This is a genomic window from Tangfeifania sp., from assembly GCF_055108615.1.
The window spans coordinates 1-14,005 of the sequence record NZ_JBSQIC010000038.1 but is presented as its reverse complement, the minus strand read 5'-3'; the positions used below and the strand labels follow the sequence as shown (position 1 = coordinate 14,005).

The 14,005-nt window shown below is 43.3% G+C and carries 13 protein-coding genes; 9 read left to right on the top strand and 4 right to left on the bottom strand.

The window, feature by feature from the left end; genetic code table 11:
- The first annotated feature begins 3 nt into the window (after positions 1 to 3).
- From mrdA to ACTCNA_RS09905, 3 genes are all read left to right on the top strand, one after another.
- Positions 4 to 1,821, top strand: a complete 1,818-nt coding sequence (mrdA, locus tag ACTCNA_RS09915) for a penicillin-binding protein 2 (protein WP_462947754.1) — start codon at positions 4 to 6, stop codon at positions 1,819 to 1,821.
- Between the two features lies 1 nt (position 1,822).
- Positions 1,823 to 3,250, top strand: a complete 1,428-nt coding sequence (gene rodA, locus ACTCNA_RS09910; RefSeq protein WP_462947753.1) for a rod shape-determining protein RodA — start codon at positions 1,823 to 1,825, stop codon at positions 3,248 to 3,250.
- A gap of 164 nt (positions 3,251 to 3,414) precedes the next feature.
- A complete protein-coding gene (locus ACTCNA_RS09905) occupies positions 3,415 to 4,713 on the top strand; it encodes a KamA family radical SAM protein (RefSeq protein ID WP_462947752.1) in 1,299 nt (432 codons plus the stop codon).
- A 74-nt stretch (positions 4,714 to 4,787) separates the two neighbouring features.
- On the opposite strand, the gene ACTCNA_RS09900 is transcribed toward ACTCNA_RS09905, so the two are convergent.
- The gene (locus ACTCNA_RS09900; RefSeq protein WP_462947751.1) at positions 4,788 to 5,402 is read right to left on the bottom strand and encodes an acyl carrier protein phosphodiesterase; all 615 of its coding nucleotides are present in this window, start codon (positions 5,400 to 5,402) and stop codon (positions 4,788 to 4,790) included.
- Between the two features lie 212 nt (positions 5,403 to 5,614).
- Here ACTCNA_RS09900 and ACTCNA_RS09895 point away from each other — a divergent pair, with 212 nt between their 5' ends.
- From ACTCNA_RS09895 to ACTCNA_RS09885, 3 genes are all read left to right on the top strand, one after another.
- Positions 5,615 to 6,958 carry a cyclic 2,3-diphosphoglycerate synthase gene (locus ACTCNA_RS09895; protein ID WP_462947750.1) on the top strand — a complete coding sequence of 448 codons (1,344 nt, stop codon included), beginning with the start codon at positions 5,615 to 5,617 and terminating at the stop codon, positions 6,956 to 6,958.
- Positions 6,959 to 7,004: 46 nt separating this feature from the next.
- Positions 7,005 to 7,913 carry a carbohydrate kinase family protein gene (locus ACTCNA_RS09890; RefSeq protein ID WP_462947749.1) on the top strand — a complete coding sequence of 303 codons (909 nt, stop codon included), beginning with the start codon at positions 7,005 to 7,007 and terminating at the stop codon, positions 7,911 to 7,913.
- 92 nt (positions 7,914 to 8,005) lie between these two features.
- Positions 8,006 to 8,929 carry a 2-oxoadipate dioxygenase/decarboxylase family protein gene (locus tag ACTCNA_RS09885; protein ID WP_462947748.1) on the top strand — a complete coding sequence of 308 codons (924 nt, stop codon included), beginning with the start codon at positions 8,006 to 8,008 and terminating at the stop codon, positions 8,927 to 8,929.
- On the opposite strand, the gene ppk2 is transcribed toward ACTCNA_RS09885, so the two are convergent.
- Complete coding sequence (gene ppk2 / locus ACTCNA_RS09880; protein WP_462947747.1) at positions 8,926 to 9,735, bottom strand: polyphosphate kinase 2; 810 nt, start codon at positions 9,733 to 9,735, stop codon at positions 8,926 to 8,928. The genes ACTCNA_RS09885 and ppk2 overlap by 4 nt on opposite strands.
- A 279-nt stretch (positions 9,736 to 10,014) precedes the next feature.
- A complete protein-coding gene (locus ACTCNA_RS09875) occupies positions 10,015 to 11,247 on the bottom strand; it encodes a hypothetical protein (protein WP_462947746.1) in 1,233 nt (410 codons plus the stop codon).
- 185 nt (positions 11,248 to 11,432) lie between these two features.
- On the opposite strand from ACTCNA_RS09875, the gene ACTCNA_RS09870 reads away from it, so the two are divergent.
- Complete coding sequence (locus ACTCNA_RS09870) at positions 11,433 to 12,179, top strand: DUF3843 family protein (RefSeq protein ID WP_462947745.1); 747 nt, start codon at positions 11,433 to 11,435, stop codon at positions 12,177 to 12,179.
- A gap of 68 nt (positions 12,180 to 12,247) precedes the next feature.
- A complete protein-coding gene (locus tag ACTCNA_RS09865) occupies positions 12,248 to 12,436 on the top strand; it encodes a hypothetical protein (RefSeq protein ID WP_462947744.1) in 189 nt (62 codons plus the stop codon).
- A 420-nt stretch (positions 12,437 to 12,856) separates the two neighbouring features.
- Here the strand turns inward: ACTCNA_RS09865 and ACTCNA_RS09860 are convergent, their stop codons facing one another.
- Positions 12,857 to 13,432: a hypothetical protein gene (locus tag ACTCNA_RS09860; RefSeq protein ID WP_462947743.1), complete on the bottom strand. Its 576-nt coding sequence runs from the start codon at positions 13,430 to 13,432 to the stop codon at positions 12,857 to 12,859.
- Positions 13,433 to 13,841: 409 nt separating this feature from the next.
- On the opposite strand from ACTCNA_RS09860, the gene ACTCNA_RS09855 reads away from it, so the two are divergent.
- A partial coding sequence (locus tag ACTCNA_RS09855; RefSeq protein ID WP_462947769.1) for an IS66 family transposase occupies positions 13,842 to 14,005 on the top strand: 164 nt, incomplete at its 3' end.

Here is a 14,005-nt window from a genome sequence, read left to right as displayed (position 1 = left end):
AGGGTGAACAGTTTCTCAAAACGCAGCTATGTAATTATAGCCATTTTTTTACTTACCGGGTTGATTTACGGTGCCAGGCTATTTCGTTTGCAGGTGCTCGATCCAACCTATAAGGTTTATGCTACAAACAACGTGTTGCGTAACGTGGTGCAATATCCTGCCCGTGGTTTAATGTACGACCGCAACGGAAAATTACTTGTGCACAACAAACCGGCCTACGACCTTATGATTACTCCCCGCGAAGTAGAAGAGTTCGATACCCTGTACCTTTGCAATCTTCTTGAAATTGAAAAAGAAGAGATGGAAAGAAAAATTGCGGAAGCAAGGGAATATTCGCTTTACAAACCATCGATATTAATTAAACAGATATCCCCTGAGAATTATGCTGTTTTACAGGAACGTATCTTCAGGTTTAAGGGGTTTCACACACAGTTGAGAACCCTGCGTGAATACAGCTATCCTTCGGCAGCCCATGTGCTCGGTTATGTGGGTGAGGTTACAGCTGATAACATTGAGAATGACAACTACTACAGCATGGGCGACTATATTGGGCAGAGTGGTATTGAAAAAACGTATGAGAAGTGGCTGCGTGGAACCAAGGGGATAAAAAAATACCTGGTTGATGTGCACAACCGGATTCAGGGTAGTTTTCTCGAAGGGGTGCAGGATGAGCCGGCCCAGATTGGGAAGAACTTAACCACCTCGCTCGATATTGAACTACAGCTTTATGCCGAAAAATTACTGCAGAACAAAAGGGGAAGTGTAGTTGCCATTGAACCTTCAACCGGTGAAATACTTGTGCTGGCAAGTGCCCCTGCTTACGATCCCGGGCTGCTGGTTGGGCGGGTAAGAGGCGAAAATTATGCCATGCTGCTCACCGACACCCTGAAACCGCTTTTTAACCGCGCGCTGATGGCCGAATATCCCCCGGGTTCAACATTTAAAGTTTTGAATGTTTTAGTGGGGTTGGAAGAGCAAACCATAACCACACGCACGCTTTTCCCCTGTTATGGTCCTGCTACTGTGCCAATTCGGTGTACCCACAATCATGGGTCCCCCAACGATGTGGTTGAAGCAATCCGCGAATCGTGCAACCCCTTTTTGTGGAATACTTTTCGTTCCATTTTGTACAGTGCTGAAACCTCGGCGGAAGGTTACAATATTTGGCGCGACCATGTGCTCAGTTTTGGTATCGGTAAAAAGCTGGGAATTGATTTACCTACCGAGCTGAAAGGCAGCCTTCCCGATGAAGAGTATTATAACGGGATTTATGGTGCAGGTCATTGGAATGCAATGACTGTCCGTTCGCTTGCCATTGGCCAGGGTGAACTGGGCGTGACACCACTTCAGCTGGCCAATTACTGTTCAGCTGTGGCCAACCGTGGATTTTACTATCCGCCGCATGTTGTAAAAGAGATTGAAGATGGAAGCCTGGACAGGGAATTGAAAACAAAAATTGAAGTGGGCATTGCTGAAGAACATTTTAAACCCGTAATTGAAGGCATGCAGCAGGCAGTTGAACAAACCAATACTGCTTATTTGTCGCGTATCCCGGGAATTGCCATGTGCGGAAAAACAGGAACTGCTGAAAATCCGCACGGCTCCGATCACTCCGTGTTTATGGCTTTTGCCCCCCGTGAAAATCCGCAAATAGCCATATCGGTTTATGTTGAAAACGGAGTTTGGGGCACGCGCTATGCAGCGCCAATTGCCAGTCTGTTGGTAGAAAAGTATTTGAACGATACAATTGCAGATAACCGCAAATGGGTGGAAACCCGCATGATTGAAGCGAATTTGTTAAATCCAAATCAACCCAAGTAATATGCCGAGAAGAAACAGTGTTTGGACAAACATCGACTGGCTTACCGTTTTTCTGTACCTGGTACTGGTTTTTCTGGGCTGGATAAATATCTATTCCTCGGTTTACGATACTGAACACCAGAACATATTGGATGTTTCGCAACGCTACGGGAAGCAGTTGATTTGGATTGCAGCTGCCCTGACACTGGCATTTGTTATTCTCATCGTAGAAACCGATTTTTATGTATTCTTTTCTTATATTATTTACGGGGTTATCATTTTATTGTTGATTCTGGTGTTGTTTGTCGGGACCGAAATTAACGCGTCCAAATCGTGGTTCACCATCGGCGGGTTCAGCATACAACCTGCCGAGTTCGGGAAATTTGCCACGGCCCTGGCCCTGGCAAAATATATGAGTTCTTTCGGATTTAAACTGAAGCGGTTTAAATCGTTCGTTATAATTGGCTTGATTGTGTTTTTGCCGGCTGCTCTTATTTTATTGCAGAACGATACCGGATCTGCCATGGTCTATTTTGCGTTCATTTTAGTGCTCTACCGGGAAGGACTTTCAGGAATTTTCCTCTTTTTTGGCATTTGGATTGCGCTGTTGTTTGTGTTTTCGCTGGTACTGGAAGGTGTTGTTTTGTTCGGATTACTGGCGGCTTTGGCGCTTGTCATTTTCCTGGCATTAAATCCTTCTATTAAACAATTTTTTGTAGTGGCAGGAATTTTTATTGTCAGTTTCTTTTTGCTGGCAGGTATCAATTTTCTTTTTGGTTCAGAATTTACAGGCGAACAGGTACTGGAAGGCACCTCACTGCTGTCCGGGGGAGTTGTGCTGTTTTACAGCTTGTTGAAAAGGTTGAAGAATTACGCGTTTATTGCATTAATTTTTATCGGTTCGGTGTTGCTATCAATTTCGGTTGACTATGCATTTAACGAGATGCTCGAGCCCTACCAGCAGGCGCGTATTAACGAACTGCTCGGAATTGAATCCGATCCTCAGGGCGCAGGGTATAATGTGAACCAGAGTAAAATTGCCATCGGGTCAGGTGGTATGTGGGGAAAAGGATTTTTAAACGGCACCCAGACCAAATTTAACTTTGTGCCCGAGCAAAGCACCGATTTTATTTTTTGTACCGTTGGCGAAGAGTGGGGGTTTGCAGGAACGTTCATAGTGGTAAGCCTTTTCATGGTTTTGCTTTCAAGACTGGTTATTCTGGCTGAACGGCAACGCTCCGGTTTTTCGCGAATTTACGGTTATTCGGTAGCGGCAATTCTCTTTTTTCATGTGATGGTAAACATTGGTATGACCATTGGCGTAATGCCGGTGATTGGAATCCCGCTGCCATTTTTTAGCTACGGAGGCTCATCGCTCTGGTCGTTTACCATATTGCTTTTTATCTTTATCAGGCTTGATGCCAGCCGCCTCGATCACTTGTCGGATTAGTCTTGAACCTGACAAATTTCATGTTTGTTTTGTGGTCTGATTTTTGTACATTTGCCTCGCCTTGAAAAATCAACAATTTTATGGTTTTGCGGTACCTCAATGGAGGTATATTTCAAGCATTTGGTTATAAACTTTTATAGTTCTTTATAAATTTTTTTTGGCTTATGATGAAGTACAGATCTTTTTCGCTCCACAATTTCAGGCAAATTCCACAAATGGAATTTCTTACTGAAGAGCAGAAGTTTAATATAGAAGTAGTGGGAACTGTTTTGCCCTTCAAAACAAATAATTATGTAGTTAACGAACTGATTGACTGGGAAAACTTTGAAAAGGATCCGTTCTTTATTCTGAACTTTCCGCAAAAAGAGATGCTCGATGAGGCCAGCTTCAATAAAATAGCAGGCCTGCTAAAAAATAACGTACCCAAAAAGGAACTTCAAAACGAGGTTAAAAAAATCCGCTTAAAATTGAATCCCAATCCTGCCGGGCAGGAGAGCAATGTGCCGGTTATGAACGGAAAAAAACTCACAGGTATTCAGCATAAATACAGGGAAACCATGCTGTTTTTCCCGTCGCAGGGACAAACCTGCCATGCTTATTGCACTTTTTGTTTCCGGTGGCCGCAGTTTGCGCTTAGCGAGTTTAAGTTTGCCATGAAAGAGGCCGATACGTTGATCGAATACCTGAAGGCCAATCCGCAAATTACCGATGTCCTTTTTACCGGGGGCGACCCGGCAATTATGAAAACCCGCTTTTTTGAGTCCTATTTCAATGCCCTTGCCGATGCTGATTTGCCGAATCTGAAAAACATTCGGATTGGCACAAAAGCACTGGCTTACTGGCCCTACCGTTTCACCACCGACGAAGATGCCGGCGATCTTCTCCGCCTGTTCGAAAAGATAAAAAGGAAGGGGATAAACATCGCGCTGATGGCTCATTTCAATCATCCTGATGAATTAAAAACCGATGCAGTGAAAGAGGCTGTGAAAAAGCTGATTGCAGCAGGTGTGCAAATTCGGTCGCAATCCCCGGTCATGAAAAATATTAATGCCCATCCCGATATCTGGGCCAGAAACTGGCGGGAGCAGGTTAAACTGGGCATTATCCCGTATTATATGTTTATTGCCCGCGATACCGGTGCGCAGGATTATTTTGCTGTTACGCTGCGGCAGGCATGGCAGATTTTCAGGAATGCCTACAACAAGGTGAGTGGCATTTGCCGAACCGTGAAAGGTCCCAGCATGTCTTGTAGCCCCGGTAAAGTGCAGGTGGTAGGTGTTTCCGAAATTAACGGCGAGAAGGTGTTCGTGCTGAACTTCCTGCAGGGGCGCGCCCCCTCATGGGTAGGCAAGCCGTTTTTTGCCAAATACAACCCCGATGCTATCTGGATTGACGATTTGGAGCCCGCTTTCGGCGAATCAAATTTTTTCTTTGAAGAAGAATATTACGAAATGCTGGCCTAAGCTATTTTGTTTTGAAGATAATTGAAACCGGTGTTGGGAAATTGAATTTTTCAGCACCGGGTTTTTATGCGGTTTCAGGGTGTTACCACACAACCGGGTTTTTTAATTTCAACCCCAAAATCCTTTTCCACATATTCAATCATTTCCAGCATAAAAGCCGTGAAGTTTTCCTGCAGGAAATTGAAATTCAGTTCCAGCGTATCCATTGCCTGAGTTGCATTTTCGGGTAGTGAAGTGTAGCGGCTCATTATCTCCAGCGACTGGCGGATTCCTTCAGGCCGGGCATACGATTCCAGCCGCCGGTTTTTTATGAGCACGGGCAAAAATCCCTTCACCCGCGCAGGCAGGTAAAAAAAATGTGCCAATAAAGCTGAATGGGCTTTGTTGGTGTAACTGCGGAGCGGATAGGTGGAGTAGTGGTCCCAGTTGCGGGCTAAAAAATGGTCGTAAAAAATATCGGTAATAATGCCGGAAAACAGGCCGAATTCTTCTCGTAGCAGTTTTTTTACTTCCCTGAACCGGGTGTGCTGGTCGGTAAAGGTGTCAATCCGGCGGTGCAGCAAAATTCCTTCCCTTATTTTACCCGGGTAATTCAGGTAGTTTTTCCCTTTCACGTAATCGCCAATGAAATTGCCCGTGAGCAGTTTGTCATCCTCACCTGAAAGGTATAAATGTGCCAGATAATTCATTCCTTCTGTTTTTGAAAGAGAACGCCAAAGTACGAATAATGTTTTAATAGCAGCGGTTCCGGGAGAGCGTGTGGCTTTTCACTGCTGTTGCACTCTGTGCGGTTGAATTCTGCCAGAGTGCTGAACAAAAAAATCGATGAGCCATGAGTTTTATCCTGTTTTTCCCGGTCAATTAGGTTTAAATTTTGAAGAATTTTTAAAACAACAAATTTATGGCTAAGCAACGCGTAATAATCATGGGAGCTGCCGGTCGCGACTTTCATAATTTCAACACCTTTTTCAGAAATAATACTGATTTTGAAGTAGTGGCTTTTACCGCCAACCAGATTCCGGGAATTGAAAACCGCCGTTATCCGGCCGAACTGGCCGGGACACTTTACCCCGAAGGAATTCCTGTTTATCCTGAAACAGAAACGGAAAAATTGATTACGGATTTGAAGGCAGACATTTGTGTGTTTTCTTACAGTGATGTACCCAACCAGCTGGTAATGCAGGCCAGCGCCCGTGTAAATGTATCGGGTGCATCCTTTATGCTGCTGGGACCCAAACAAACCATGCTTAGTTCAACCAAACCGGTAATTTCGGTGTGTGCCACGCGCACAGGTTCGGGCAAAAGCCAGACCAGCCGCAAAATTGTACAAACACTAATGGAAAAAGGCCTCAGGGTAGTTGCCATACGGCACCCTATGCCTTATGGCGACCTTGTAAAACAAAAAGTTCAGCGGTTTGCAACCCTCGATGATTTGGACAAACATGAATGTACCATCGAAGAAATGGAAGAGTATGAACCTCATATTGCCCGGGGAAATGTGATTTATGCAGGAGTAGATTATGAAGCTATTTTACGGGCTGCCGAGAATGATCCCGATGGCTGCGATGTAATATTGTGGGACGGTGGCAACAACGATTTTTCGTTTTACCGGCCGGATTTATCCATTGCAGTTACCGACCCGCACCGCGTAGGAGCAGAACTGACCTACTACCCGAGCCAGGTGGTGTTGCAAAGCAGCGATGTGGTCATTATCAACAAAATTGATACGGCAACGCCCGAAAGTGTGGAGCAGCTGCGTAAAAATATTGAAACCGTGAACCCGGCTGCAATAGTAATTGACGGAACAAGTCCTGTGCATGTTGATAACAAAGATGTAATAACCGGTAAACGTGTGCTTTGTGTTGAAGATGGCCCTACGCTCACCCATGGCGAAATGAAAATAGGGGCTGCAGTTGTGGCTGCCCGCAAATTTGGTGCCGCATCAATGGTTGATCCACGGCCATTTTTGGTTGGCGAGCTGAAGAAAACTTTCGAAAAATATCCCAATATTGGTAAATTGTTGCCGGCCATGGGCTATGGTGGAAAACAGGTGAAAGACCTGGAAGAAACCATCCGGAATACCGATTGTGATTCGGTAGTAATTGGAACACCAATTGATTTAAAGCGTGTGATAAAAATTGATAAACCAACTACCCGTGTGTTTTATGACCTCGAGGAAATAGGCCATCCCAAACTTTATGAGGTACTTGAACAATTTGTTAATAACCATTTCCCTGAAATTTGAATCATTTTTCATTAATCACTACTTTTGCAGTTGGAAAACAAAATCGATGGCAAAAAAAATAGTGGCATTTGGCGAAGTGGTCTGGGATATTTTACCCGACGGAAAAGTTTTGGGAGGAACGCCTTCTAATTTGGTTTTTCGGTGCAATTCTTTCGGCGAAAAGGGATTCCTGCTTTCTCGCGTGGGCGACGATGAGCTGGGAAACGAAGCTCTGAACCGGCTGGAAGAACTGGGGATTTCAATTTTGGATGTGCAGTTGGATCCTGAATTTCCTACCGGAACCGTGAATGTGGAATTCGATAAAAACGGCGAACCCATTTTTAAGGTAACTCCTGATGTTGCCTTCGATCATATTGAATTTTCTGCCGAAGCACTAAAACTGGTGCGCAACGCTAATTGCCTGTTTTTCGGACTACTTCCGCAGCGGTTTGGTATTTCTAAAAATACCATTCGCGAACTCATCAATGAATCGCGGCGTGCACTCAAGTTTTTCGATTTGAAACTTTTTCAGCACTTTTTTAATGTTGGTGTGGTTGAGAATATGCTCCGGTCTTCAAACATTGTGCGCATCAAGGAGAAAGAAATTGGTTTTTTAACTGAAAAATTAAATCTGAACCCGGGTGACGTGGAAAGTTTTGGAAATCAGTTGCTCAAAAAATACAAGGTTGATTTGGTGATTGTTACCCGCGGAACCCGTGGTGTATGCGCGTTTCATAAAAAAGAAGGCGCATTTTGGGATTCGGGTTACAAGGTGGAGTTAAATGACAACATTGGTTCGGGAATGGCCCTGGCTGCAGGGTTTCTTCATTATTTCCTCAATGGCAGCTCCATACAGGAAGCACTCAATTTTGGAAATGCCGCCGGTGCCCTGAATGCCACCCGGATGGGAGCTACATCATTTTTTGATAAAAAAGATGTGCTGAAATTCATGGAAACAACCCCAAAAAGAACTTAAGTGCAGCCCACTGTAATATTTTCGAATTAAAAAATATTATTAAACACATTTTTAAAAGTAACCCTAACCACTGATTTGCTGTTTAAATGAGTATGAAGCGCGATGCAGCAAATATTGCACGCACCCTTACCGGAAAACTTTGGGGGAACTACCTCGGACGTGTTCCATGTGCAAAAAAGTACGACGAAATAGTTGCACAAAAAGGGGGGCGCACGGTTGTTGATCACCTGGCATTTCGAACCCTGAATACCCATACCGGCGAGCAACCCAAGGGAATCAGGGCCATAAAGCACATCATAAAATGCCTGGGGTACAAACCTGCCGAAAAATATACTTTTACCAAAAAGAAACTAACGGCAGTTCGTTTCGAGCACCCTGATGAAAAGTTACCGTATTTTTTGATTAGTCAGCTCGAAGTGGAAGAGCTGCCCGATTGGGCACAGCATATAATTAATGAGGCCGTAAAAGATACAGGTTATGCCCTGTCGAATAAAGGCATTGAATTGTTGAATTTGCTCGACAGGGATGGAATTATTACTTCCGAAGCTGCCGATCTTCTCGAAAATGAGCTCATGAAATATTTCATCAGGCCATGGAATATTCCTGAAAAAGAAACGGTTTTAAAACTGAACGATATTTCGCAATATGCCGCCTGGGTAATGCTGCATGGAAATGCCGTGAGCCATTTTGCCGCTTCCGTAAACGGACATGGAGTTAGCGAATGGCCCGATTTTGAAACCACGTGTAATGCGTTAAAAGAAAAGCGGATTTTTAACGAGGTGAATATACAGGGAACCGCAGGAAGCCTGTTGCAACAGTGTGCCACTCCTGCCGTAAAGGAAGAGCTTGAAGTAAAAAACAATGACGGCACAGCTTTAATTAACTGGACGTATGCCTATTTTGAATTGGTTCAGCGCGGTTTCACTGAAGAAAACGGCAAAAAATCGTTATTCCGTGAATTTATAACCGAACAGGAACGCCACCTGTTTTACATGACCCAAACGCTCGACAATTAATATACTTCAGGTACATACGTCATTTCTTCCAGCGGAGGACGCACATAACCTTTGTTGTCTTTGCGTGGCGGTAGCTCCAGCGGGTCGGGTGTTAAATCTTCGTAAGGTATCAACGACAAAAGATGATGGATGCAATTGAGCCGCGCCCGCCTTTTGTTATCAGCATCAACCATATACCACGGGCTGATTTTGGTGTCGGTATAGGCAAACATCTCATCTTTTGCCTTTGAATATTCCACGTACATTTCCCTCGATTTTAAATCCATCGGGCTCAGTTTCCACCGTTTGGTAGGATCATGGTTGCGGTCGATAAAACGTTTTTCCTGCTCTTCCTCGCTTACCGAAAACCAGTATTTTATGAGAATGATTCCAGAACGGATAAGCATCCGTTCAAAATTGGGGCACGAACGCAGAAACTCCCAGTACTCCTCGTTGGTGCAAAAGCCCATCACTTTTTCCACTCCTGCCCGGTTGTACCAGCTGCGGTCGAACAGCACCATTTCACCGGCAGCCGGCAAATGGGGAATGTATCGCTGGAAATACCACTGGGTTTTTTCCCGCTCGGTGGGCGTACCCAGGGCAACTACCCTGCAAATACGTGGATTCAGCACCTGCGTAATGCGTTTAATGGTACCACCTTTCCCGGCAGCATCGCGGCCCTCGAAAATAACAATTACTTTCAGGCCCTTGCGTTTAATCCATTCCTGTAATTTTACCAGCTCAATTTGAAGCTTGTTCAGTTCGCTTTCGTAAACTTTTTTTCTGATTTTTCTGGGAGTGCCCGAATTGTTGTTTTGGTTTTCCATACGAGTGGATTGATTTATTGCTTTCAAAAACTTAAAGTTACAAAAAAAAGTTCCGGGAAAGAAAAATAACTGAAGGTGTTGGGGCGGTTTTTCCGAATTTCAAATGTAGTATTATGCCCGTTAACTTATTTTCGTGAATACGGTCAAAATATGAAGCTCAGGAAGTTTTTCTGGGCTTTATTATTAACCGCAATGAAAGGTTATAGGTAAAATAGTTGGTAAGCCAGTTCACAAAAATGAAAAACCGGTTTTTAATGCCAGTTGGAAGTTCAGGGTTTATCAGTCAGCAAGAATATACGCACCGAATAATGAATCATCATTCGTTTCTGTCAACGCAAAAAAACCGGATTCAGTTTTGCCTTCATTTAATTTTATGGGATGGCTGACTTGCATTTCGCGGGCAAAAGTTGCAAATGGTTTTCCCTTCTGATAAAATGTTTTGAATATCCCTGATGATCTTGGTGCCAGCAGCTGTTCAAGTTGCAGAGACAGCAACCCCATGTTTTGCCGCACATTAATTTCGAGGCAGGGGTTTACGCGCAATTGACCTGAAATATCCCTGAAAAGCAATGTGTCCACACCAAAAAACCCCTCGTAGTTTTTAGCCAGCACACTTGCTTCAATGGTTTTAACAAGAGGCTCTTTCAATAAATGAGGGAGTTCACGGGCAAATTGGAGTTCTTCAGCAGAAACATCAGCTGGCATGCCTTTCAGGAAGTTGCCCTGGAACTGTCCTTTTTTATCAGTAAGAAAAATACTTTTCCCCAGAAAAGCAACTTTACCTTGTTTCAGTTCAAACTGAATTGACATATCCATGACTTTATCGAGCAAAGGTTCTGCAATAGCATAGCCCTGGTCGTTGACAATTCCCATGAGTTTTTCCCACACTTTGGGAACCACCGGGCTTTTGGTAATGGGTTGCAATCCTCTTCCCGAGCTGCTCCACGGAGCCTTTACCATAAGTTTTCCCCAGCGGTCAATCAGCGTTTCCATTTCGTGTTGGGTGCTTGCAACTTCAGGAAGCATTGATGGTTGCAACACTGTTTTTGTCGGCAGCTGCGGAAGTACATCAGTGAGAATTTTCCGGCTGAATTTTTTGGAGTAAAGATCGCGGGTGCCAGGCTGCCATTTGAAAACCGGAGAATGCTGAAACGGGATAGAACAGGAATTTTTCAGTGGTTCCAGCAATTTGTGGGCCACCGGGCTCCAGCCCCACGGCATCAGGCGGTTGAGTTTTTCACCGTTCAGCTTGTATTTCAGGGCATCTTCCAGCAGTACAAACCGGGGCAGCGAAATTCCCTGCATTTTCAGTTTTTGCAGGAACTTTTCAGCGGGTAATTTTCTTACCAGTACAATATCGTGAGGCTTTGCGAAAAATAGCGGCAGCGTCCCCAAATCTACTTCCATCTTTTGTAACAGCCGGTTGGGTTGCCACGATGTAGTCCCGTTGGCCACGGCATACTCGCAGGTGGGATTGAAAAACCAGACATCGGGTTTTTGAGCTGCTGTCATGCACACAAAAATACGAAAGAATTACGGATGATGAGAGAGATGTTTTGTTTCAAGTTTCATGTTTCAGGGATGAACAACATCAGGTTTTAAAGCTTAACTTGAATGGCAAAGAATAGTTCAGCTTTCAACTCTTGATTTTCTTTTTTTATTTTTGGGGCAAAATTCGAAAATTAGGAAGAGATACCATGAAAGAAAACATTTACATTAAACAATGGCTGGAGCTGAAACCATACAAAAAACAGAGTGCTGTCGACAGTTATTATCTCTCGATTGCAAATAAGGTGCTTAAGTGTTTCTTTAAAAAACAGGCGTTACCCACATTTATTTACCTGGAAAATGAAGATCTTAAAATGCTTTCTTGTTTCCTGACTTCCTATTTCGAAGATATTATTTCAGAAACCAACACCTGGAACACGTTTATTAAAATGCATTCCCAAAAATACGGGAAACGGCTTCCTTTTTATGCAACGGATGAATACTACGAAGGAGAAATTAACATTCAGGATGTCGCTTTTTTAATCTGGTATTTTATGAATACTGTGCAGGACGAAAACTTCATCAGTCCGTTTAATGAATTTATTAACAATATCGCTGGGCAGGTAATGGATATATTTGAGGATGAATATGAATTTGCACCTGAAAATACCAGGTTAAATCCCTTTTATACGATTGATTTAAATGAATCCGATTACTATAAAGTGAGGGAGTTGATTGAAGTCGTCCTTTTCAGATCGTATCTTTTTTACACCGATACGAATAAACGGCTCAGAGATCTTTTTAACGAACTGGCTGAAGAGAAACAGGACGAATATCTTATGCAGTATTTTCAGGAAGGACATGATGCTTTACTGCATATGGCACACACCCGGTTAATATGCAGTATTTTCAGGAAGGACATGATGCTTTACTGCATATGGCACACACCCGGTTAATGAGTGTAAAAGGAAGTGTATGGAGTGCGGAGCTTTTAGGGGAAAATCATCCTCTACACAATGATTTAATGGAAATGTCGCCCCGCATTAACGGTTATTTCTTGTATAAAGGGGATGATGCTGAAAATGTTTTTATTGAACACATCGCCTCTGGTAAAAACTTTAATCTCACCAAAAAGTCGTTCGACTATTCACACGAGTTAATGGAAGACAATATCCTTAGAGTTTTCAACCGAACTGGCAAAGTATTGCATTGAACAGGGAAAGGACAAACTGCCGTTTTTTAAAGAAGGTTTAGGGGCACTTTATTTGAACGATATTGATTTTTTGTTGCGATTTTGGAAAAGCGACAAGTACCACTCCATTCCGCAAATTACGCTCACAGGGCAATCCGGATAAGCAGACAACCCGAACTTAAAAGTCTCAAGCAACAAACAATAGCGCACTTCTTCGCGCTTCCTGCTCCCGACTTCCGGTTTCTTCAAAAAATCATAAGCATTGCTATGCATAAAGCGCTGCACAATATCGGCAGCTGTTATTTTGTTGTATTGTTTTAGGTTATCCGACTTGGTCGATCATTTTCCGAACAACGCCTTTTAGATTTTGCGCGTGGCCCACCATTTCATTGTCGAAATGATGTGTCAGTCCTGCAAAAAACAACCGGTGATCGCAGTTTTTTACCTTTTTGAGGTTTGCCAAAACTTCCTTCGGATCGGCCGTTTCCCCATCATTTTCAGACCGGTGTTAAACACATGTGTCCCTTCGATGGTAAGAATTACAAAAATTGTTTTTACATCAGGGTCGCGGTTTTCTTCTATTTCATTAAACGACGACACAATTTTATAGCGGTGCCATTTCCCGTCAACCTGTACTTTGTGGCCGTCGAGCTGTTTGTAAAAATCGTATTCCATTTCAAGGTCGGTAAAGTAATCATCCATTTTTTGCACATGGTCGATACGTTTTTTGCCCAGCCCTGTTACCAGGTTCCCAATTACATCACCGGGCAAACCGGTGCCCAGTTTGGTCATTACAAAACCTTTTTCGAGACCGCAAAGCGAAATAAATACTACATCGGCACCACCTTTGGCCAGCGATGAAAAATTGGCCTGAAGAAACTTGGTGAGGGTAATGGTGATGTTGGCAATTTTATCCAGCGTGGTAGGAGCGTCGTAATGCCAGATGCTGTTGCTTCTGTTTTTGTTCGAGCTGTTTTTACCCGGAGTACTGTTAAAACTTTTTCCCAGCGGTTTCATGGCCGGGTGTGTGTAAATCGATGAACTACGTTCCCATTATAAAAAATAATTAATGGTATTTAATTCTTTAATTTACGAAAAATGTGTCGGAAGTCAAGAGGGCAGGGTGCTGATTTCTGCTCTTCTGCCAGTATTCTGTTGCAAATTTTTGCAGTTGGTTCATTTTAGCAGCGTCCCCGTCCCCCTTTGACGCAGAATGATGTATTGGAATAGATCATTTGCCTGTCAAAGGGGGATTCAGGGGGATTTTGAATTCTTTGTTGTTATTTTGATTTTGCATTTTGGAATAATTTAGAATTGATATTTTTTGTTGCCACTCAGCAGCGAAATTAACAATAAATTGTGCATAATTTTTTGACAATAACAGACAGCCAATAAATATTAAGCAGTTTTTTATTATGGCATACCAATGAGCGAAGGCACTGTTTATAATATCATAGGATCAATGAGCAATAAAGCCACACCGGTTTACGCGATTATCAAAGAAAAAATAGCTGCATCAAAGATAGTCGGGGGCGATGAGTCAGGTGTAAAAATCAATGGCAGCAAAGCTTGGTTTTGGGTTTTCCAAAA